General features: G+C 61.3%; 19 protein-coding genes. 12 read left to right on the top strand and 7 right to left on the bottom strand.

Features of this window, described 5'->3' with window-relative positions; all coding sequences use genetic code 11:
* Positions 1 to 49: 49 nt before the first annotated feature.
* The gene (locus tag ACEPP2_RS01515; RefSeq protein WP_395515795.1) at positions 50 to 1,063 is read right to left on the bottom strand and encodes a Fe(3+) ABC transporter substrate-binding protein; all 1,014 of its coding nucleotides are present in this window, start codon (positions 1,061 to 1,063) and stop codon (positions 50 to 52) included.
* Between the two features lie 210 nt (positions 1,064 to 1,273).
* Here ACEPP2_RS01515 and rirA point away from each other — a divergent pair, with 210 nt between their 5' ends.
* From rirA to ACEPP2_RS01495, 4 genes are all read left to right on the top strand, one after another.
* Positions 1,274 to 1,747: an iron-responsive transcriptional regulator RirA gene (gene rirA / locus ACEPP2_RS01510; RefSeq protein WP_142588316.1), complete on the top strand. Its 474-nt coding sequence runs from the start codon at positions 1,274 to 1,276 to the stop codon at positions 1,745 to 1,747.
* A 111-nt stretch (positions 1,748 to 1,858) separates the two neighbouring features.
* Complete coding sequence (locus tag ACEPP2_RS01505) at positions 1,859 to 2,887, top strand: AbrB family transcriptional regulator (protein WP_395515584.1); 1,029 nt, start codon at positions 1,859 to 1,861, stop codon at positions 2,885 to 2,887.
* Between the two features lie 93 nt (positions 2,888 to 2,980).
* The gene (locus ACEPP2_RS01500) at positions 2,981 to 3,520 is read left to right on the top strand and encodes a gluconokinase (protein WP_281978654.1); all 540 of its coding nucleotides are present in this window, start codon (positions 2,981 to 2,983) and stop codon (positions 3,518 to 3,520) included.
* A gap of 154 nt (positions 3,521 to 3,674) precedes the next feature.
* A complete protein-coding gene (locus ACEPP2_RS01495; RefSeq protein WP_395515583.1) occupies positions 3,675 to 4,328 on the top strand; it encodes a TetR family transcriptional regulator in 654 nt (217 codons plus the stop codon).
* Between the two features lie 15 nt (positions 4,329 to 4,343).
* Here the strand turns inward: ACEPP2_RS01495 and ACEPP2_RS01490 are convergent, their stop codons facing one another.
* From ACEPP2_RS01490 to ACEPP2_RS01480, 3 genes are all read right to left on the bottom strand, one after another.
* A complete protein-coding gene (locus tag ACEPP2_RS01490) occupies positions 4,344 to 5,642 on the bottom strand; it encodes an NAD(P)/FAD-dependent oxidoreductase (protein WP_395515582.1) in 1,299 nt (432 codons plus the stop codon).
* Between the two features lies 1 nt (position 5,643).
* On the bottom strand, positions 5,644 to 7,002 hold the full coding sequence (locus tag ACEPP2_RS01485; protein WP_052637026.1) for a glutamine synthetase family protein: 1,359 nt from the start codon (positions 7,000 to 7,002) through the stop codon (positions 5,644 to 5,646).
* A 173-nt stretch (positions 7,003 to 7,175) separates the two neighbouring features.
* A complete protein-coding gene (locus tag ACEPP2_RS01480; RefSeq protein WP_395515581.1) occupies positions 7,176 to 8,423 on the bottom strand; it encodes an NAD(P)/FAD-dependent oxidoreductase in 1,248 nt (415 codons plus the stop codon).
* Between the two features lie 178 nt (positions 8,424 to 8,601).
* Here ACEPP2_RS01480 and ACEPP2_RS01475 point away from each other — a divergent pair, with 178 nt between their 5' ends.
* The 4 genes from ACEPP2_RS01475 to ACEPP2_RS01460 all read left to right on the top strand — a co-directional run bounded on the left by ACEPP2_RS01475 (position 8,602) and on the right by ACEPP2_RS01460 (position 12,559).
* Positions 8,602 to 10,032 (top strand): phosphomannomutase, encoded by a 1,431-nt coding sequence (locus ACEPP2_RS01475; protein WP_395515580.1) that lies wholly within the window; start codon positions 8,602 to 8,604, stop codon positions 10,030 to 10,032.
* A 61-nt stretch (positions 10,033 to 10,093) separates the two neighbouring features.
* Complete coding sequence (locus tag ACEPP2_RS01470) at positions 10,094 to 10,225, top strand: hypothetical protein (RefSeq protein WP_395515579.1); 132 nt, start codon at positions 10,094 to 10,096, stop codon at positions 10,223 to 10,225.
* A gap of 72 nt (positions 10,226 to 10,297) precedes the next feature.
* Positions 10,298 to 12,151, top strand: coding sequence for a 4-alpha-glucanotransferase (gene malQ / locus ACEPP2_RS01465; RefSeq protein ID WP_395515578.1), 1,854 nt, complete (start codon positions 10,298 to 10,300; stop codon positions 12,149 to 12,151).
* A gap of 75 nt (positions 12,152 to 12,226) precedes the next feature.
* Complete coding sequence (locus ACEPP2_RS01460) at positions 12,227 to 12,559, top strand: four-helix bundle copper-binding protein (RefSeq protein WP_077549131.1); 333 nt, start codon at positions 12,227 to 12,229, stop codon at positions 12,557 to 12,559.
* Positions 12,560 to 12,595: 36 nt separating this feature from the next.
* Here the strand turns inward: ACEPP2_RS01460 and ACEPP2_RS01455 are convergent, their stop codons facing one another.
* The 3 genes from ACEPP2_RS01455 to ACEPP2_RS01445 are packed head-to-tail and all read right to left on the bottom strand — an operon-like array spanning position 12,596 to position 17,342.
* The gene (locus ACEPP2_RS01455) at positions 12,596 to 13,759 is read right to left on the bottom strand and encodes an osmoprotectant NAGGN system M42 family peptidase (RefSeq protein ID WP_395515577.1); all 1,164 of its coding nucleotides are present in this window, start codon (positions 13,757 to 13,759) and stop codon (positions 12,596 to 12,598) included.
* A gap of 2 nt (positions 13,760 to 13,761) precedes the next feature.
* Positions 13,762 to 15,564 carry an N-acetylglutaminylglutamine synthetase gene (ngg, locus tag ACEPP2_RS01450; protein WP_152341986.1) on the bottom strand — a complete coding sequence of 601 codons (1,803 nt, stop codon included), beginning with the start codon at positions 15,562 to 15,564 and terminating at the stop codon, positions 13,762 to 13,764.
* Positions 15,565 to 15,566: 2 nt separating this feature from the next.
* Complete coding sequence (locus tag ACEPP2_RS01445; protein ID WP_077549133.1) at positions 15,567 to 17,342, bottom strand: N-acetylglutaminylglutamine amidotransferase; 1,776 nt, start codon at positions 17,340 to 17,342, stop codon at positions 15,567 to 15,569.
* Between the two features lie 86 nt (positions 17,343 to 17,428).
* On the opposite strand from ACEPP2_RS01445, the gene ACEPP2_RS01440 reads away from it, so the two are divergent.
* The 4 genes from ACEPP2_RS01440 (at position 17,429) to ACEPP2_RS01425 (ending at position 19,895) form a co-directional block, all read left to right on the top strand.
* Positions 17,429 to 17,896 (top strand): MarR family winged helix-turn-helix transcriptional regulator, encoded by a 468-nt coding sequence (locus ACEPP2_RS01440; protein ID WP_395515576.1) that lies wholly within the window; start codon positions 17,429 to 17,431, stop codon positions 17,894 to 17,896.
* A 101-nt stretch (positions 17,897 to 17,997) separates the two neighbouring features.
* Complete coding sequence (locus ACEPP2_RS01435; RefSeq protein ID WP_395515575.1) at positions 17,998 to 18,222, top strand: hypothetical protein; 225 nt, start codon at positions 17,998 to 18,000, stop codon at positions 18,220 to 18,222.
* A gap of 205 nt (positions 18,223 to 18,427) precedes the next feature.
* Positions 18,428 to 19,084, top strand: coding sequence for a YrbL family protein (locus tag ACEPP2_RS01430; RefSeq protein WP_395515574.1), 657 nt, complete (start codon positions 18,428 to 18,430; stop codon positions 19,082 to 19,084).
* 55 nt (positions 19,085 to 19,139) lie between these two features.
* On the top strand, positions 19,140 to 19,895 hold the full coding sequence (locus tag ACEPP2_RS01425) for a glycosyltransferase family 25 protein (protein WP_395515573.1): 756 nt from the start codon (positions 19,140 to 19,142) through the stop codon (positions 19,893 to 19,895).
* The last annotated feature ends 2 nt before the right edge of the window (positions 19,896 to 19,897 follow it).

Here is a 19,897-nt window from a genome sequence, read left to right as displayed (position 1 = left end):
AGTTCTGAACGTCAACGGGGGCGGTATGACCGCCCCCGCCTTAGCTGTGTCAGCCGTTCGGCCCTTCATTCACGCCGACCTTGTCCACGAGTTCCGAGGCCTTCTTCCGGTTCGCGGCAATGTCAGCCAGCGGGAGCGTGTCCGGCTTGATCTCGCCGAATGCCTTGACGATGTCGGATGGCTCCGCGCCCGGCATGACGGGATATTCGAAGACCTGCTCGGCGTAGATCTCCTGTGCGTCGCCCGATGCGAGGAATTCCATCAGCTTGATGGCGTTGTCCCGGTTCGGAGCGTTCTTTGCGAGTGCCATCGCCGAAATGTTCACATGCGTGCCGCGGTCTGCGGTGTTCGGGAACAGGACCTTGATGGCGGCCGCCCAGTCCTTCTGCTCCGGTTCCTTCTCGTTGGTCTGCATCAGGCCGACGTAGTAGGTATTTCCAAGCGCAATGTCGCACTCGCCGGCAAAGATTGCCTTCGCCTGGTCGCGATCGCCGCCGTTCGGCTTGCGGGCGAGATTGTTCTTCAGTCCGGTCAGCCACTCCTCGGTATGCTCTTCACCGTGGGCAGCGATCATCGAGGCAATCAGTCCGATGTTATAGGAGTGCTGCGCATCGCGAATGCAGATCCTGCCCTTCCATTCCGGATCGGCCAACTCCTCATAGGTGATTTCGTCCTGCTCGACGCGCTCCTTTGAGGCGTAGACGACACGCCCGCGGGTCGTGAGCCCGAACCATTCGCCGGCAGGATCCCGGAAGTGGGCCGGAATGTCCTTGTTGATCGTCTCATTGTCGGTGACCGGCTGGGTCACGCCGCCTTCCTTGGCTTCCATGACGCGGGAGATGTCGACGGTAAGGATGACGTCTGCGGGCGAATTCGCACCTTCCGCCTGGATGCGCTCGACAAGGCCCTTGTCCAGGAAGAGGACGTTGGTCTCGACACCAGTTCTCTTGGTGAACTCGTCCAGCAGCGGTTTGATCAGGTCCGGCTGCCGGTAGGAGTAGACGTTCACTTCACCGTCTGCCAGGGCATGGTCGATCGGTAGAAGCGCCACGCTCGCCATCATCGCCGGGGCGACAAGAGACAACATTTTCACCATGAGTATCCTCCATCGGGGTATGAATCTTGATGGCAGAAGTCATGAATTTTTGTGAGGGTCAAGAGCCCCCGGGCAGGATCGCGGGAAAACTTGATCATAAATTTCTTATTTTGGAATTGTTCAAAACTAGCCGAGCCCTTATATGTAAGTTCTGACGAAGACTCGGGGAGCAATACGATGCGGTTGACGAAGCAGACGAACTACGCGGTGCGCATGTTGATGTACTGCGCGGCCAATGAAGGTCACCTGAGCCGCATCCCCGAGATTGCCAAGGCTTACGGCGTGTCGGAACTCTTCCTCTTCAAGATCCTCCAGCCGCTGACCAGGGCAGGATTGGTGGAAACCGTTCGCGGTCGCAATGGAGGCGTTCGGCTCGGACGCCCGGCCGACAAGATTACGCTTTTCGACGTCGTGAAGGTCACCGAGGATAATTTTGCGATGGCGGAGTGTTTCGAGGATTCCGTCGCGGAATGTCCCCTTGTGAACAGCTGTGGCCTCAATTCTGCGCTGCGCAAGGCGCTGAACGCGTTCTTCGATGTCCTGTCGGACTACACGATTGACGATCTGGTGAAGGCTCGTCCGCAGATCAATTTTCTGCTCGGTATCGACGAGGCTCGTGCACCTCGGCTTGCAGCCGTGCCCGCTGCCTGAGTTGTCCGATTGTCTTTGCCCGGCAATTCTTTGCCGGGTTGACCTCTCTCCGGCGTACAATACAAGGGGAAACGCTCAGGGGTGGAGATTGCGCCTCGAAAAGGCGTTTGAATGTCCCTTGCCGATCTTCGCACCTTCCTTCTCACTGCAGCCCTGGCATCGGCCGGGGCTATAGCCGCCTACCTCCTTGGGTTGCCTGCGCCGTTCCTGATTGGGCCAGCCTCCGCCGTCAGCATCGCTGGACTTGCCGGCCTGCGACTTTCCATCCCCACATCGGTGCGAAATGCCTGCTTCGTTGCCGTGGGCCTTTCGATGGGAGCGGGCCTGACGCCTGAGGTCTTTGTCGCAGCCCGGACGTGGCCTTTGAGCTTCCTTGTCGTCCCGGTGGCCATCGTCATCCTCCTCTATTCGGCGACCTGGATCCTGCAGCGGTTCTTCGGCTACGATCGAACAACGGCCTTGCTTGCGGCATCGCCCGGTCACCTCAGCTTCGTGCTCAGCCTGGCGGCGGACACCCGTAGCGACCTTCTGGCTGTAGGCGTCATCCAGAGTGTCCGGGTCCTCGCCCTGACGTTGACGGTTCCGCTGATCGTGGAGATTCTCGACCTGGTTGGAACCGCGCCGCCTCCCGCCGCGACCATGGCCATCTGGCCTTTGGCCATCTCGTTTGCAGCGGCTCTCGGTCTGGGCTGGGTGCTGATGCGGCTGCGCGTGCCCGCCGCACTTCTCATGGGAGGAATGATCGCGTCGGGTAGCGCTCATCTCAGCGGGATGGTGGAAGGCAACCTGCCGGCCTGGGTGTTGATCCCGACCTATGTGCTACTCGGAGGGATGATCGGATCCCGTTTCTCCGGGGTCTCCGTCCGGGCGTTACGCACGGCGTTTGTCGCGGGAGGTGTGGTGACCGTCGTCGTGGTGGTGCTGGCTGCCATGATCGCGGCTCTGGTGTCACATATCGCGGATGTCCCGGTCGATGCCGCGCTTATTGCCTTCGCTCCCGGCGGACTGGAAACGATGGCTGCGATGGCGGTCATGCTGAATGCCCAGCCGACCTACGTGGGCGCGCATCACATCCTGCGCCTACTGCTCCTGTCCGGGCTGATGCCGTATGTTCTGCGCCGCGATCTGAGCAGGAATTGATGCGAAGCTGTGCAGATTGGCTTCCTGCGGCTTGAGCTTGACGGGGAAGGTCGGATAGCTGATCGCCGGATCTATTGAGGAATGATTAGCACAATGACCCGCCAAACAGCTTCAGCAATCATCGTCATGGGCGTCAGCGGAGCCGGTAAGTCCTCGGTGGGCGAACGGTTGGCTGAGGCGCTAAACTGCGACTTTGCGGAAGGAGACAGGCTCCATCCTCCCTCCAATGTCGAGAAGATGGCGAAGGGTATTCCCCTTACCGATGAGGACCGGTGGCCATGGCTCGACCTCGTGGGGCAGGAGCTTGCCCGTGCCGTTGCCGAAGGCAGGAGCCTCGTCCTCTCCTGCTCCGCGCTCAAGCGTGTCTATCGTGACCGGCTTCGCGCAGCTGCGGGAGGAAACCTGAAGTTCGTCTTCCTGAAAGGGACGCCGGAGCTTCTGGAAATCCGTATGGGGGAACGGACGGGCCATTTCATGCCGCTCTCGCTGCTCCACAGTCAGCTGGCGACGCTGGAGACGCCGGAGGGCGAGGAGGGAGTCGTGACTGTGACTATCGATGGGACGCTCGACGAAATAGTCGAAGCCGCCGAAAAAGGTCTGAGCAAGCTTGGACCTAGGTCTGATTCGCGCTGAAGTGACCTCTTACATCCTAATACAATGATAAAACCCGCTGGGTTGATGATCTAGATCACTTTCGCTCCCGTAGAGGCAGGTATCCTGGGTCCCCTTCGGGTGCCTGCAGATGCCGGCATCCGGATTGAGTGTGAGTATAGGAGAAGTGCTGCGAATGTCGGATACGATGGATTGCGTAACGCAAGGTCTGCTACGGCGGATACCGAAGCAGGAGCGCAGCCGCGAAAGGATAGATGAAATCCTCAAGGTCTCCATGGACCTGATCGGCAGCAAGGGTATCGATGCGGTCACGATGAAGGAGATCGCATCTCTCGCGGGCGGTCCGATTGCGTCGATCTACCAGTACTTCCCGAACAAGAGCGCGATCGTCGCGACGCTTTACATGCGGTACGTGGACGGCGTCGGGATGTTCATCCGGGAGGGCGTTTCCAGGGTGGCGACCGTCGACGATGTCTTCCCGGCAATCGACTGCATCATCGATCGCTACTACGAAAACATCCGCCGCACGCCCGCGCTGCAGGACCTTTTGAATGCCACGCAGGCCGACAAGGAACTGGCTCTCCTGGATCTCCAGGAATCCCGCAACCATGCCAGGTTGTTTTCGGATGCCACGTCACGCTTCGTACCCCAGGACCGCCGAGACGAATTCGACCGCATGGTGTTCCTGATGTTCCACATGGCCGAAGCCGCTGTTCGCCTCGCGTTGCTGGCCGACGAGCACGAGGCCGGGCTCATCATCGAAGACTTCAAGTCCGCATGCGCGGTTCAGATGCAACGCTTTCTCCCCGGGTCGGAGGCAGACGCCTAGCGATGCTTCGGGACATCATAGTCCAAGGCGGTCGCGCAGCCCGTACCACCAGGCACCGAGTACGGTGAGCGGAACCCGGAACGTCTTTCCGCCCGGGAAAGGAAGATTGGGAAGCGACGCCCAAATATCGAAGCGTTCAGCGTGACCGGCAACCGCCTCGCCGAGGATCTTGCCGAGCAGGTGGGTGGTCGTGACACCGTGGCCACTGTCGCCATGCGAGAAATAGACTTTGTCGGACAGGCGCCCCATATGCGGGATCCGCGTCAGGGTCAGCGCGAAATTGCCGCTCCACGCATAATCGATCCGGACATCCTTTAGCTGCGGGAATGTCTTCAGCATGTTCGGCCGGATGACGCTCGTCAGGTCCTTCGGATCATGCCCGCCATATCCGATGCCACCGCCATAGAGCAGGCGATTGTCGGCGGTCCGGCGGTAGTAGTCGAGGATATAGTTGGCGTCCTCCACGCAGTAGTTTGCCGGCAGCAGGGATTGTACCAGCCCCTCCTCGAGGGGTTCGGTCGCCATGACCTGGCTCGACACCGGCATCATGCGCCCGTGGATCTCCGGCAGGAGGGGGGATAGATAGGCATTGCCGCAGACGAGCACGTAGGCGGACCTGACCGATCCTTCCTCTGTACGAACGATCGGTCGTTCTCCATCCTCCAGCGCGACAGCGCGCGAGCCTTCGAAGATACGCGCGCCGAGGCCTTCCGCCGCCGCGGCCTCGCCGACGACCAGGTTAAGGGGATGAATGTGCCCCCCCAGCCGGTCGATCATGCCGCCGGCATAGCGGTCTGTCTGGACATAGCGGCTGACCTCCTGCTTCGAGACCATTTCCAGTCCGCCGTGGCCGTGCTGCTCCCAGTGCCGCTTGTGGGCCTCCATTTCCCGGATCTGCTTGGCCGTAAACGCTGCGAAGAAGCCGCCCGGGATGAGATCGCAGTCGATGTTGTAGGTCGAAACGCGACTACGGATGATCTCGCCGCCTTCAAGCGACATGGCGCCGAGGGCGACCGCCTTCTCCTGTCCGTATCGGGAGGCGATCGTTTGCAGGTCACGGCTATAGCCGTTAACGATCTGCCCGCCATTTCGCCCAGATGCACCATAGCCGATGCGTTCCGCCTCCAGAACAACCACGCGGTAGCCCCGTTCGCTGAGCTCGATGGCGGCCGAGATTCCTGTGAAGCCCGCACCAATGATGCAGACATCGGTCTCCAGATCTTCCTGGAGGGCAGGGCGTACCCGCTTGTCGTTGGCGGTTGCCGCGTACCAGGAATTCGTGTGCCGGGGATTGTCGCTGGTCTTGAAACTCATCTCATACCGTCCGGATGTAGGCGTCATACTCCACGTCGGTCACCCGAAGCGAGAACTCCTGGATCTCCTGCTGCTTGCAGGCGGTGTAGAGCGCACGATACTTGGGGCCGAGGGTGGCATAGGCGAATGTCGACTTCGCGAACTGCTGCACCGCATAGTCCCAGTTGGTCGGCAGGGGCTCGTGGCTGACCGCGTGGTCGTCCCCGGTAATCGCCCCGCCAGGATTGCGCTTCTCGCGTATGCCGGTCAGCGCTGCATTGAGGATCATCGCCAGCACGAGATACGGATTGGTATCGGATCCCGCCACCCGATGCTCGATACGGGTGGCCGGTCGGCTCGCGGTGATGACCCGCACCGCCGCCGAGCGATTGTCGAAGCCCCAGGACGCGTAGGTGGGTGCGTGCTCGCTGGGCCGCAGGCGTCGATAGGAATTGGCGTGCGGCGCAAAGACCGCCATGCTGTCGTTCATGTTTTCAAGAAGGCCGCCGACGGAGTGGAACAGACGTTCCGCAGGGCCGTCCTCTCCCGCGTAGACATTGGTCCCCGTCTCGTCGATCAGCGAAAAATGCACGTGCATTCCGCTCCCCGCCTGGCTGCCGTAGGGCTTGGCCATGAAGGTGGCATCGAGGTCGTTTGCCCGCGCCACGCCCTTGACGATCCGCTTGAGGAGAACCGCGAAGTCGGCTGCCTTCAACGCGTCGGGAACATGGTTGAGGTTGATCTCGTACTGGCCCGGCCCATTCTCGCGCAGTGTCGTGTCTGCGGGAATACCTTGGGCGCGTGCAGCACTGGCAATCCCGTGGAAGACCGACTCGAAGTCCTGCAATTCAGAGATCGACAGAACCTGAGTCTGGCCCGTATGCCAACGGCCATCGCGGGAATTCGGCGGGCGCACGGGATCGAGCGCCGAACGTACCGGATCGATCAGGTAGAACTCGAGCTCCGTCGCCACCACCGGGGTCAGTCCCAGCTTCGTGAACCCCTTGAGGACATTGGCGAGGATCTGCCGAGGATCGCCGTAGAAGCCCTGGCCATCCGGATCACGCATCCCGAGAAGAACCTGGGCGGTTGGCCGGTTCAGCCAGGTCACGCGCGAAAGCGTGCCGGGAACTGGAAAACAAAGGCCGTCCGGGTCGCCGGTGCCCTCGGCGAGCCCGGCCGCATTCACATCCCGTCCCCACACATCCAGTGCATAGACGGATCTTGGCATCGCCATGCCCTTGGACAGGATGTCGAGAGCCCGCTCGCGCGGAATCCATTTGCCGCGCGGCACGCCATTGACGTCTATGACGAATGCCTCGAGGACTTCGATGTCCGGATTGCTGTCTAAGAAAACCTGCGCTGAACTTATATCATCCATGTAACACCAAGAAGCCGTTTCCGTAGGCGCCGAAGCGCCGGGCCGGGTGGCCCGCTAACGATGGACGGTTCTGGCATTGTAGATGAGATATCGAGCCATTCTTTATGTCGCGGGACAATGCCCGCCTTCCCCTATTTCAAAGTCTAGCGTCATTCTGGCAGGAAGGCCAGCAGTCAGGCCTCGAAGCGCTCGGGCCGGTAGGCCGAGATGTCGATGAGGGTCTGTTCCCCCACAATGGCTTCCGCGATGACCTGGCCGGTTACCGGGCCAAGCGTCAAACCGTGGTGGGCATGGCCGAAGGCGAACCAGAGGCCCTTGTGACGCGGCGCCTGACCGATGACCGGCATCATGTCCGGCGTGCAGGGGCGTGCACCCATCCAAGGTTCCGGGTCCAGGCGCTCGCCAAGCGGGAAGACCGTGCGGGCGACCGCTTCTGCCCGCTCCAGCTGGACCGGTGTCTTGCGGGCATCGCGAAGCGCGAATTCAGCTCCGGTGGTCAGGCGGATACCCTGGTTCATCGGCGCGAGGAAATAGCCCTTCTCCGCATCCATGGTCCAGCCATTGAGCTTTGCGCCCACCCTGGTTCCGTAGTGCATGTGATAGCCACGCTTGACGCCGACGAGGAAGCGGTAGCCGAGTGGCTTCGTCACGGTGTCGGACCACGGGCCGAGCGCAACCACCACATCCTTTGCTTCGACGGTACCGTCTCCGGCAACCATGCGCCAGCCGGTCGCCGTCTGCGACAGGCTGCGGGCATCACCCCTGAGGACCCGCCCACCAAGTTTCTCGAACAGGCGAACATATGCCATGGTCAGTGCATAGGGGTCGCGGACGGACCACGGATCTTCCCACTTCAGGCCGCCGACGAAGTCGCCGCTGATATCGGGCTCCTCTACACTGATGTCGGCTGACGTCAGCTCCCGGAACGTGACCCCGTATTCCTGGCGCAGCCGTGCCGCTTCCTTCAATTCGCCATCGCGCTTTGCGGAGGTGCGGAAGAGTTCCGTCCAGCCACTCTTGGCGATGAGGTCCTGTGCACCGGCTTCTTCTATCAGCTCGTTGTGGGTGGAGATCGAGTGCTCGATCAGCGGAGCGTAGGCCCGCGCGATCAGCTGATGCCGGCTGAGGTTGGAATGCCACCAGTACTTCGCCAGGAAGGACGTGACATGCGGGATGGCGCGCCAGTGATAGTGAGCATCGATGCGGTTGTTCAGGGCGTAGCGCAGGATCAGGCCGAACTGCTGCGGAAACCCGTAGGGGACGACGCCCTCCCGCTGGATGAGCCCCGCATTCCCGTAAGATGTCTCTTCACCCGGACCCCTGCGGTCGACAAGGACGACCGACTTGCCGCGCCGCGCCAATTGTAGCGCCGTCGAAACCCCTATGATGCCTGCGCCCAGGACGATTGCATCCGCTGCCATGTCTGCACTTTCAATCCAAATACCGATGGCGCGAACATGCCGGGGAGGATGCTGCGGCGCAAATGAAAAATCGCCACAGGCTTGCGATTGTCTGAAAGCGTCCATCTTCGGTTCTCTTGTCGCGTTGTCGGGGGGCAGATACAGATCCGCACAGCGGCAAGATGAGCGGAGCGAGCGCATGAAGTTTGGAACCAGCGGCCTTCGGGGCCTTTCGGTCGATCTCGAAGGACCTGTTTCCGGCGCCTACGCCGCAGCCTTTGGACGGTATCTCCTGGAGAGTGGACAAGCGAAGCAGGGCTCCGAGATCCTGCTGGCAAAGGACTTTCGTCCCTCTAGCCCCGCGATCGCATCGAACTGCAGCGCGGCATTGTCGGGCTTGGGCTTCCGGGTTGTCGATTGCGGCGAGCTTCCCACTCCCGCTCTGGCGCTTTACGGCCTCAAGCGTGGCGCAGCGTCGCTGATGGTCACCGGCTCGCATATCCCCGCCGACCGCAACGGCATCAAGTTCTATCGCCCGGATGGCGAGATCGACAAACAGGACGAGCAGGCGATCAGCGCGCTTGCCGCCAAGGGATCGGAGGTCGGTCCGACGTCTCATGCACCCGCCGATCACTCGCGCGAATGCCTTGCACTCTTTCGGGACAGGAATATCGCGCTCCTCCCGCAGAATGCCTTGGAGGGACTTCGGATCGGGGTCTACCAGCACAGCACGGTGGCGCGGGACCTGCTCGTGGACGTGCTGCGCTTCTACGGCGCCGACGTCATGGCTCTGGGACGTTCGCAGACCTTCATTCCGGTGGATACCGAAGCGGTTTCAGCCGACACGATCAACGCGTTGCGGCAGTGGAGCGCGGAATTGGAGCTCGATGCCATCGTATCGGCCGATGGCGACGGCGACCGCCCGCTGGTGGCAGACGAAGCAGGCATACCGCTTCGCGGTGATCTGCTGGGCCTGATCGCCGCGAACTTCCTAGGCGCGGACGTGGTCGTCACTCCGGTGACCTCCAACTCGGGGATTGAGGCAGCAGGGTCATTCGCAGTCACCCGGACGCGTGTGGGCTCCCCCTATGTAATTGCGGCGATGCAGGAGGCCGTGGCAGCCGGAAGGCACGGCGTGATGGGCTTCGAAGCCAATGGTGGGGTTTTGACCGCATCTGATTTCCAGGTGAACGGGCAGGTCTTCCGTGCGCTGCCAACGCGAGACTGCTTCCTGCCCATTCTCGCGGTGCTTGCACTGCGTGTGGACAGGGGGCTGCCTCTCTCGAAGATCGCCGCTCAATTCGCGCTGCCGATTGCCGCCTCTGACCGATTGGAGAACTTCCCGACGGAAACGAGCGCTGCGCTCATGGCCCATCTGCGAGCGGATCGCGGAAATCTCGAGTCGTTCCTGGAACCGATCGGACCGATCAAGGAGACCTCCGACATCGATGGTCTGAGGGTGGCACTCGTCGATGGAAGGATCATTCACTTCAGGCCGTCCGGAAATGCGCCCGAGATGCGCTGCTACGTCGAGGCGAAAGACGCATCAGCCGCAGATGCGCTGCTTCGGGCCGGACTGGAGCGCATAGGCCAGTGGGCGCACGAATACGGCGGCGTGGCCGCTCGTTAGACCACGGCCCGGAACCTTTGCTGGATCGGCTGGTTGGCGCCGAATTCCCAGGAGAGGTATCATGAACCTTCGCTACCTTGTCATCGGCGCTCTCGTCCTCGTGCTCGCGATCGTCATCATTGGCTTCCGTACCTTCCAGGCAACGGTCTCGGAGGAGCCGGGCAACCCGCCACCGCATGCCGTCAATCAGTGATTGGCTTGCACGGAAGCCTGGAACAAACACGGGAGCCATCCGGTTCATCGCTTGCAGCAGGGCGAGGTGGCGATGAGCAGCACGAAGGGTACGGATCGGCTGGATGATTTTGACGAGGTTGCGATCGGCCACGGCATCCCGGCTACCTATCAGGATCTGCAAGGCAAGGTGCAGAACGTGCCGACCGCCACGCGCGAACTCATGCTTCGCGCCCTGGGGAAGGTGTCGCGGGAGGCAGAAAATCTGTCGCCGCCGCGCATGGAGCTCGATGAGGCGACGAAATGCTATCTGCCCACTTTCCTTGAGAAGGAGAAGGTGTGGGGAATTTCCCTGCAGCTCTACGAACTTAGGTCGGCCCGCAGTTGGGGCCTTGGGGATTTCGAGGATCTGAAAGCTGCTTGCGAGATTGCGGCCGCGGCTGGAGCTGACTTCGTCGGACTGAGCCCTGTGCATGCGCTCTTCCTCTCCCAACCCACCCGCTGCAGCCCCTATTCCCCATCGAACAGGAAGTTCCTCAATCCTCTCTACATCGCGGTTGACAAGCTGCCTGGCTACGAGGCGGCGTGGGTGGATCAGGATTCGCTCGCAACGCTGCAGGAAGCCGAGTTTGTAGACTACGAGGGAGTAACACGGCTCAAGCTGCCGGTGCTGCGGAAGGTCTGGCAGGCAAGCGCGGAGGCGACGGCCGGACGCGAGACGTTTGAGCGGTTCCGATCGGGCGCCGGGGAGGAGCTTCGTCTGCATGCGCTCTTCGAAGCGCTATCGTTGGCGATGGTCGAACGTGGTCATGGTGGCGGATGGACCGACTGGCCCGCAGAATTCCGGTCCAAGGATAGCGACACGGTAAAACGCTTCGCTGACGATCATGCAGACGAAGTGGAATTCCATTGCTGGCTGCAGTGGGTCGCTGCTGAGCAGTTGCAGGAAGCCGAGCATTGCGCGCGTAGCACGGGCATGCGGATCGGCTTGTACTTCGATCTTGCGGTAGGGGAGGCTCCGGACGGCTCCTCGAGCTGGAGCACGCCGGAACTCGTCCTGCAGGGGCTCAGGGTTGGGGCGCCGCCGGATGTCTTCAGCACCTCGGGGCAGGACTGGGGCCTCGTGGCCCTGTCGCCCGCTGCGTTGAAGGCAAAAGACATGCGGCCCTATGCCGAGCTCCTGGATGCGTCCATGCGGTTTGCCGGCGCTCTGCGCATCGATCATGCCATGGGACTCTGGCAGCTCTTCCTGCTGCCGGAAGGAGAGACACCGGCGGTCGGCGGCTATCTCCGTTATCCGTTCCAGGACATGGTCGTTACCCTTGCCGCAGAGAGCCACAGGCGCGGCACGATCGTTATCGGAGAGGACCTCGGCAACGTGCCGGACGGCTTCCGCGACATGATGGCGAAGGCGCAGATTCTCGGCTATCGCGTCCTCTACTTCGAGCCGGTGGATGAGGTTGTCGGGTCGCCTGCCGTCCCACACCTTTCCTTGGCCTGCCTGTCCACCCATGATTTGCCGCCCTTGATCGGCTGGTGGCGCGGTGACGACATCCGGCTCGCAAGGGAATTCGGCCTTACGGACGAACCGGGAGCAGAAGCGTCACTGCGTGAAAGGCAGGGACGGCGCAGCGCCTTCATCCAGGCCCTACAGGACGCTGGATTGTCTTCTGCAGCCGTCGGCTCGATCTCCGAGCCAGCGGGCGCTATCTCCGAGGAACTGTTTGTCGCAATGCACCGGCTGCTGGCCCGCTCGCCCAGCGTCACGGTCGCTCTGCGACTTGCGGATCTGGTCGGAGAGGACCGCCAGACGAACGTGCCGGGAACATCGGAGGCCTACCCGAACTGGCGGTTGAAGCTGCGTCTTCCGCTGGAGGAGATTGCCGGAAGCTCGCTCTTCCAACGTGTTGTCGCCGCTGTGACGGCCGAACGGCCGCGGCAATCCTAGACCGGCCGCATCACATGGGAACCTCCGCGTGCGTCTTCTGTTACCCCTTCCTGCAGAGAACCCAGGAGGATTAGGATGGCCGCGATGGACCCCAAGATGAAGGAATGCATAGACAACTGCCTGAACTGCTACAGCGTCTGCCTCTCGATGGCGATGAGCCACTGCCTGGAGACCGGCGGAAAACACACGGAACCTGCACACTTTCGGCTGATGATGGCCTGCGCGGAAATCTGCCGGACGTCGGCACACTTCATGCTGATTGGCACGGAGCATCACAAGCATACATGCCGCGAATGCGCGGAAATCTGCACCGAATGTGCGAACGATTGCGAGCAAGTAGGCGACATGCGGGCTTGCGTGGACGCCTGCCGCAGATGCGCCGAGAGCTGCCGCCAGATGGCTGCCTGATCGGGACTTTGGCTAAAACGCGTGTCTCAACCGGCTCTAGGTATTTCGGGAGCCGGTTGAACCGAATTCAGGCGGCAGCGGATTGTCAGCCTCCTCGGTCGGCTGGTGCGTGAAGCCCTCGACGCCGGAAATCTCCCTTGCATCCCGCTTTATCTCCACTCGGCTGACGGCGAATGCCGCAACGAGGCGGGCTACCGAGACGAGCGCATGCATATGAATTCGCTCATACCCATGGGACGCGTCTATTCCGAAGGTGGCAAGGGCCGTGCGCACATCATGGCCCGCTTCGATCGCAGAGGCGGAGTCGGAACGATAGTAGCGGAAGACATCCTTCTGATAGGGAATGCCTTCGCTCTGGCACAGATCGACGAGCTTCTTGGTCAGGTGATAGTCGAACGGTCCTGATTGGTCCGCCATGGCTATGGTCACGCCGAATTCGGCGGAGTTCTGCCCCGGGGCGCTGGTCCCGTTGTCGATGGTCAGCATGGAGGCAATGTCTCCGGTCAGGATCGATGAGGCCCCGACGCCGACCTCTTCTGCAATCGTGAAGAGCCAATAGGTATCGACCGGTGTTGTTGCTGGAGTCCGCTCAAGAGCTTCGATTGCCGCAAGAGCGATTGCCACGCCCGCCTTGTCGTCGAGATGACGCGAGTTGATGAAGCCGTTTTCCAGAAACTCCGGAGCAGGATCGATCGCGATGACATCGCCGACGTCGATCCCTAAGGCCAGGGTTTCCTGCCGCGAGGTTGTCACTGCATCGATGCGAAGCTCCACATAGCGCCACCCGACAGGAAGCGTATCGACCTCATCATTGAATGTGTGGCCCGAGGCCTTGATCGGCAGGATCGTGCCGCGGAAACTGCCGGCGCTGCTGAAGACGGTGACCCTGGCGCCTTCAGCGAACCGGGCTGACCAGTGGCCAATCGGTACGACTTCCAGACGTCCATTGTCCTTCACCGATTTCACCTGTGCGCCCAGCGTATCCAGATGTGTGACCATCGCGCGCGCGCCGTGGCGGCGGCTGCCCTGCCGGACAGCTCTGATTGCACCGCGGCGGGTAAGCTCCGGCTTCAGGCCAAGCCGTTCCAGCTCGCCGGAACAATAGTGGACGATTTCATCGGTATAGCCCGTCGGACTTGCGATGCGCAGGAGCGCCTCCAACTGGCGCTTGAGGTAAGCCTCGTCAATCTCGATGGACATGCCTAGCTCTTTCCGAGGACGAGATTGGCGTAACGCTGCCCGGACGTTGGAAACAGCAGGTCCAGGAACCGCTCCGCCGTCGGCTGCGGCTCGTGGTTTGCGAGGCCCGGGCGCTCATTGGCTTCGATGAAGACATAGTCCGGCTCGGTGGGATTGCGCACCATGAAATCGATACCGACGACAGGAATATCGATGGCGCGTGCAGCGGAGATAGCGGCTTCGACGAGCCGCGGATGGACGATGCCCGTGACATCGTGAATGGAGCCGCCCGTGTGCAGGTTGGCCGCCTTGCGCACGAGCACCTCCTGGCCGCTTTCCAGCACCGTGTCCAGCCCGTAGCCGCCGAGCTCGAGGCAGCGTTCCGTCTCTGCATCGATCGGGACAGTGCTCTCTCCTCCGGTTGCAGCTGCCCTGCGCCGCGAGAGGGCTTCGATCAGTTCGCGGATCGTCTGCCGCCCGTTTCCAACAACGTGGGGCGGACGTCGGACGGCGGCGGCGACAAGCTTGAAGTCTATGACGACGAGACGGAGATCCTGCCCCTCGAAACAGGCCTCAACGAGAACCCGATCGCAGACCTCGCGAGCTTCCGAGATTGCATGCTTGACCGCCGTTAGGTTGTCGAGCCCGACCGCGACTGCACGACCCTGTTCGCCTCTGGCCGGTTTGACCACGACCTGGCCGTGCCTCTCGATGAAGGCTGCCAGTTCGTCATCATTCCCGGCTGCCGTCATCTGCTCCGGCACGCGGATCCCGGCCCGCTCGACCACGCGTCGGGTCACCGCCTTGTCATCACAGATCGACATGGCAACCCCGGAGGTGAGTTCCGACAGGCTTTCGCGGCAGTGTACGGACCGCCCGCCCTGGGTCAGCCGAAAGAAGCCACCTTCGGCGTCGGTGATTTCCACGTGGATCCCGCGCCGGCGGGCCTCATTGACGATGAGCCGCGCATAAGGGTTGAGAACGTCATATTCCTCCAGCGGGTTGGCGTAGAGCCGCTCGTTGATGGAATTCTTCCGCTTGACGGTGAAGGCCGTGATCCGGCGGAAGTGCAGTTTTTCGTAGAGGCTGATTGCCTGCTCGTTGTCGTGCAGAACCGACAGGTCCATGAAGGCCGAGCCCCTGGCCTTGAAATGCTCGGCCAGCCGCCGCACCAGAGCTTCGCCGACGCCGCCATGGCGAGCCTGTGGATCCACCGCCAGGCACCATAGGGACGAGCCCCGCTCCGGATCTGTAAACGCACGGCGATGGTCGATGCCCGTGACGGTGCCGATGATCTCGCCCGAGACCTCGTCCTCCGCCACGAGGTAGGTGATCGAGCGATTGTCCCTGTTCGACCAGAAGAAGTCGGGCCGCACCGGAACCATTCCTCGCGACGCATAGATGCGGTTGACCGCATCCGCATCCGCCTCGGAGGAGAGCCTGCGCACAAAGAAACCGCGGGGCTGCTTGCGGCTGTTGCGATAGGTTGACAAATCCAGACGATATGTGTGGGAGGGATCGAGGAAGAGCTCCTGCGGTGCGGCAGCGAGGACGACATGCGGATCGCTGACATAGACGGCTATGTCCCGCCGTTCCGGCGCTTCCTCGCGCAGGGCGGCCACCAGTTGAGCCGGATCCTGGAAGGTCTGCGCAAACAGCAGCCGTCCCCAGCCGCAATCAACCTGGGCTGCGTCCTTCGCGATATCAGCGTCCGCAGGGTGGCCTCCGCCTCTGGAGTAGTCCACCCGTTGGCGTTTGAGACGATGGGCGACCGCCTTCGCTGCGGGAAATCGGCCCGCCCTGTCTTCTGGTGTGGTCTTGGCCATCATCAGATCCCCTGTGTCTGCATCCACATTTCAAGGAGCCCTACCTGCCAAAGCTCCGACCCGCGAAGCGGGGTGATATGATCAGAGGGGTTGTCGAACAGCTGATTCAGGTAGTCCTTGCGGAATATCCCGCGGTCGCGTGCAGCCTGCGACCCCAACGCATCGCGAACCATATCGAGATAGGGTCCGTCGACGTATTTCAGCTGGGGTACCGGGAAGTAACCCTTCTTTCGATCGATGACTTCCGAAGGTACGACGAGGCGCGCTGCGTCCTTAAGCACGCCTTTGCCGCCTTCCCGCAGCTTCTCTTCCGGTGGGATCTTGGCCGCCAGTTCAACGAGTTCGTGGTCGAGGAAGGGCACGCGTGCCTCTAGGCCCCAGGCCATGGTCATGTTGTCCACTCGTTTGACCGGGTCGTCCACCAGCATGACCTGGCTGTCGAGACGAAGGGCGGCATCAACAGCCGTGTCCGCGCCGGGGGAGCGAAGGTGGCGATCAACGAATTCGAAGCTGACGTCGCTCTCCGTCACCCACTCAGGATTGAGGTGCTGCGAAAGCTTGTCGTGCGAGCGATCGAAAAATACCTTTGCATAGTCGTGGCTGACGTCGTTCGACTGTGCAAGCGGCGGATACCAATGATAGCCACCGAAGACCTCATCGGCCCCCTGGCCAGACTGCACCACCCGGATATGTTTCGAGACCTCCTGCGACAACAGGTAGAAACCGGCATTATCGTAGGAGACCATAGGCTCGGACATCGCCGCGAAGACGCCCGGCAAGGCCTCCATGAGGCGTTCCGACGGCACGAAGATCTGGTGATGATCCGTGCCGAACCTCTTGGCGACGATGTCGGAATAGATGAATTCGTCGCCCTTTTCTCCGTTCGCGGCTTCAAAACCTACCGAGAAGGTCATGAGGTCCTTCTGGCCCATTTCTGCCAGAAGGCCGACGATGAGGCTGGAATCGACGCCCCCGGAAAGCAGGACGCCTACCGGAACATCAGCCACCATCCGACGGCGAACTGCCGTTCTCAGAGCATCCAGCACGAGATCCCGCCATTCCGTCGATGAAAGCTTGCTCATTGATGGATCGCGCTGGTAGGGCGGCGCCCAATAGACGGTGTCTTCTTCGCGCCCATCAGCCTCGATGACGCGGATCGTCGCTGGCGGCAGCTTCTGGATACCGTTGACGATCGTGTGTGGCGGGGGCACCACCGCATGGAAGGTCATGTAGTGATGCAGCGCCGTCTTGTTAATCGAAGTGTCGATGTCGCCACTCTTCAGAAGCGCCGGAAGGAAGGAGGCAAACCGGATCGCACCTCCAGTCCGGGCAAAGTAGAGCGGCTTGATACCGAACCGGTCCCTCGCCATGACGACCCGACCGCTGTCGCGCTCGTGGATGACGAACGCGAACATGCCGTGAAAGCGCTTCACGCACTCGGTTCCCCAGGCATGCCATGATTTCAGGATCACCTCGGTGTCGCCGTGCGAAAAGAAGCGATAGCCCTTGGCTTCCAGCTCGCTGCGGAGTTCGGGATAATTGTAGATGCAGCCATTGAACGCGATGGTGAGGCCAAGATCGGCATCCACCATGGGCTGGCGAGCCTTCTGCGAGAGGTCGATGATGGACAGGCGCCGGTGGCCGAGCGCCGCATTGCCATGGATAACCAACCCGGAGCCATCCGGCCCCCTCGGCGCTATCGCATCCATCATTTTCGCCTGCACGAGGGGCGAGGGCTGTCCCCCATCAAAGCGCACTTCACCACAGATCCCACACACGGTTCCTATCAATCCTCTCTTGCTCTTGAATGGCCTGAAATAATACTAGATCTAATAGTTAGAGATCGAATGGATATGGTCAAGGCATGAATGTCGCGGCAAACGAGACGGATCGGAAAAGGTTGCAGACGGAAGCCCGGGTGGTCGAGAAGGCAGTCCGGCGAATCGTCCGGGCCCACGATCTTCAATCACGGGCGCTTTCGAAGCGATGCGGGCTGACGGCGGCGCAACTCATCCTCATGAAGGGCATCATGGAGCTTGGGGAGGTAACCTCCGTGGCACTTTCCATCTATGCTGACATCAGCCCGGCGACCGTGGTGACGATCCTTGATAATCTGGAGGAGCGCGGGCTGATCCAGCGATACCGGTCCGGTACCGACCGGAGGATCGTCCATACGAGACTCACGCCGGAGGGTTCCCGACTGGTATCCGAAGCGCCGGAGCCGATGGGAGACGTATTTCTGAAGAACTTCGCTGGCCTTCCCCGACAGCAACGCCAGGCGCTGGCGCAGGCTGTCCTGCAATTGGCCGAGTTGATGTCTCCGGCCAGGTAGCGAGCCAATAATGGTAGTGGATCGGCCGGAAGCGACGGGCCTCCTATTGTTCACGAAATCCGATATCCTAACTTGTCTTGCGAACGCTGAAGGAGGCAGCAATGACGATTACAAAGGAAGAGATCAGGCAGGTCCTGGGCCCGGTCGAGGACGGTTTTGCGGCTGAGATCGTGGCAACCGGCGCGAGTTTCCAGGACCTGATGGAAGCATGGGCCTGGCTCAACAGTGACGAGGCGCTGATCAACGAGGGCCACCATCTCCCAAGCCCTCGCGTAGCCGAGCTTGTCGCTATGCTGGAGCCGGAGCAGGACGAAGATCACGTCTGAAGGTGGGAGCTGCTGCATCCAGCATTCGGGCGTGGCGAGCGAGAATCTTTGGCAACCTGAGCGACGTCCCCCGGTAGCATAAGTTTGCTGCGGCTTGAACTTCGTCACCAAACCGTCGCATAAGGCGCAAGCTGCGCACTGTTGAAGCCGATCGGCACGACCAGGCTCAGCGCAACGTCACGACCGTAGTGTCCCGGAGCCTTGCATGATCCACCTAGGAGATAGCGCGCCTGTTGCTTGGGGCAATAACTCGGCGGTGCATCGCCACCCGAATGACCCTTCTATGCTTGTAAAGGTCGTGCGGCCTGAAGCGATCAGGCGTCAGAAGGCGCGCTGGGGATTTCTCCGTGGTCGCCGCCGCCGCTTCTTTCATCTCAAGAATTTCATGCGGGTGCTGGAGGAGCAGGTGGCTTTCTATGCCGCCGAGGGGCATGCCTCGCAGCATCTTGAAGAGGTCATCGGCTTGGTCGACACCGATATCGGGCCGGGGTTAGCCGTTCGATGCGAGACCTTCCACAGCGAGCTCGCGCCCACCGTCGCGAGCCTGATGAAGTCCCGCCGGCTGGACAGGAGCATATTGCTGCTGCTGGAGGAGTTCTTTGACTGGCTCGAGCGCAGTCCGATTATAGTCAACGAGCTTGGAATTAACAATCTCGTGCTTTCCGACCGTCTGACGGGGCGGTCCCGGATCGTTCTGATCGATGGTTATGGGGAAAACGCCGCAGTTCCATTGAAAAGCTGGTCGCAGTTGCTTAATCGCTACGACAAGCGTCAGAAGGTTGACAAGCTCCGTGCGCGGTTGAACGCAGCGGCGCTGTCGTCCGACGAAGCTCTCGATCAATCACTGGCTGCGACTAGGTAGTCGCTTTGCTAGGCTTTGCGAAAATGCTGCGTTCAACCCATTCTGACGAGTCCTGATGTCCACCGCCGAAGACTTCCAGGCTATCATTTACGCGATCAACCTCGACCGCTCCCGCGAGCGCTGGGAAGAACTCTCTCGCGAGGCTGCTGATCTGGGCCTGGCTGTCCACAGGGTCGCGGCAGTCGATGGCAGTTTGGTCGAAGCAGGAGATTGGGCGGACGTGAACCAAGCTGCCTTCATGCGTAACAACGGGCGCCATATGATCCCGGGCGAGTATGGGTGCTATCGCAGCCACATGAAGGCGCTCTCAACCTTTCTTGAGGCCGGGCTACCTCAGGCAATCATCGTTGAAGACGACATCAGGCTTTCATCGGATCTGCCTGAGCGTGCGGCGGCGGCACTCGCTGCGGTTCCGGGGGCGGATGTGATCAAACTGTTCAATCACCGAATGGTCGGGTTCAGGAGCTATGCAACGACCGCTCATGGCGACCGGATAGGTCGTGCCCTTCACGGTCCTATGGGGTCGGCGGCCTGCTACGCGGTCACACGCCCCGGCGCGGCGAGACTGGTGGAGCGGATGAAGGTGATGGAGTACCCGTTCGACATTGCCCTCGAGCGGGGCTGGGCGATAGGCGCGGAAGTCTTGACCGTGGACGAGGATGTCGTCATCTCCAAGCGGTCGGCCAGCACCATCGCCAGCCGAAGCGGCTACAAGGAGAGAAAGTTCGTCTGGTGGAAGCGCCTCCCGACACATTGGCAGCGGGCGAAGGACTATCTCCAACGGATACTATATGCGCTCAAGGGGATCTGAAC

The organism is Pseudorhizobium flavum, from assembly GCF_044142885.1.
Lineage (GTDB): Bacteria > Pseudomonadota > Alphaproteobacteria > Rhizobiales > Rhizobiaceae > Neorhizobium > Neorhizobium flavum.
Note: the sequence above shows the minus strand (reverse complement) of the source record. Positions and strands in the feature narration are given on the sequence as shown.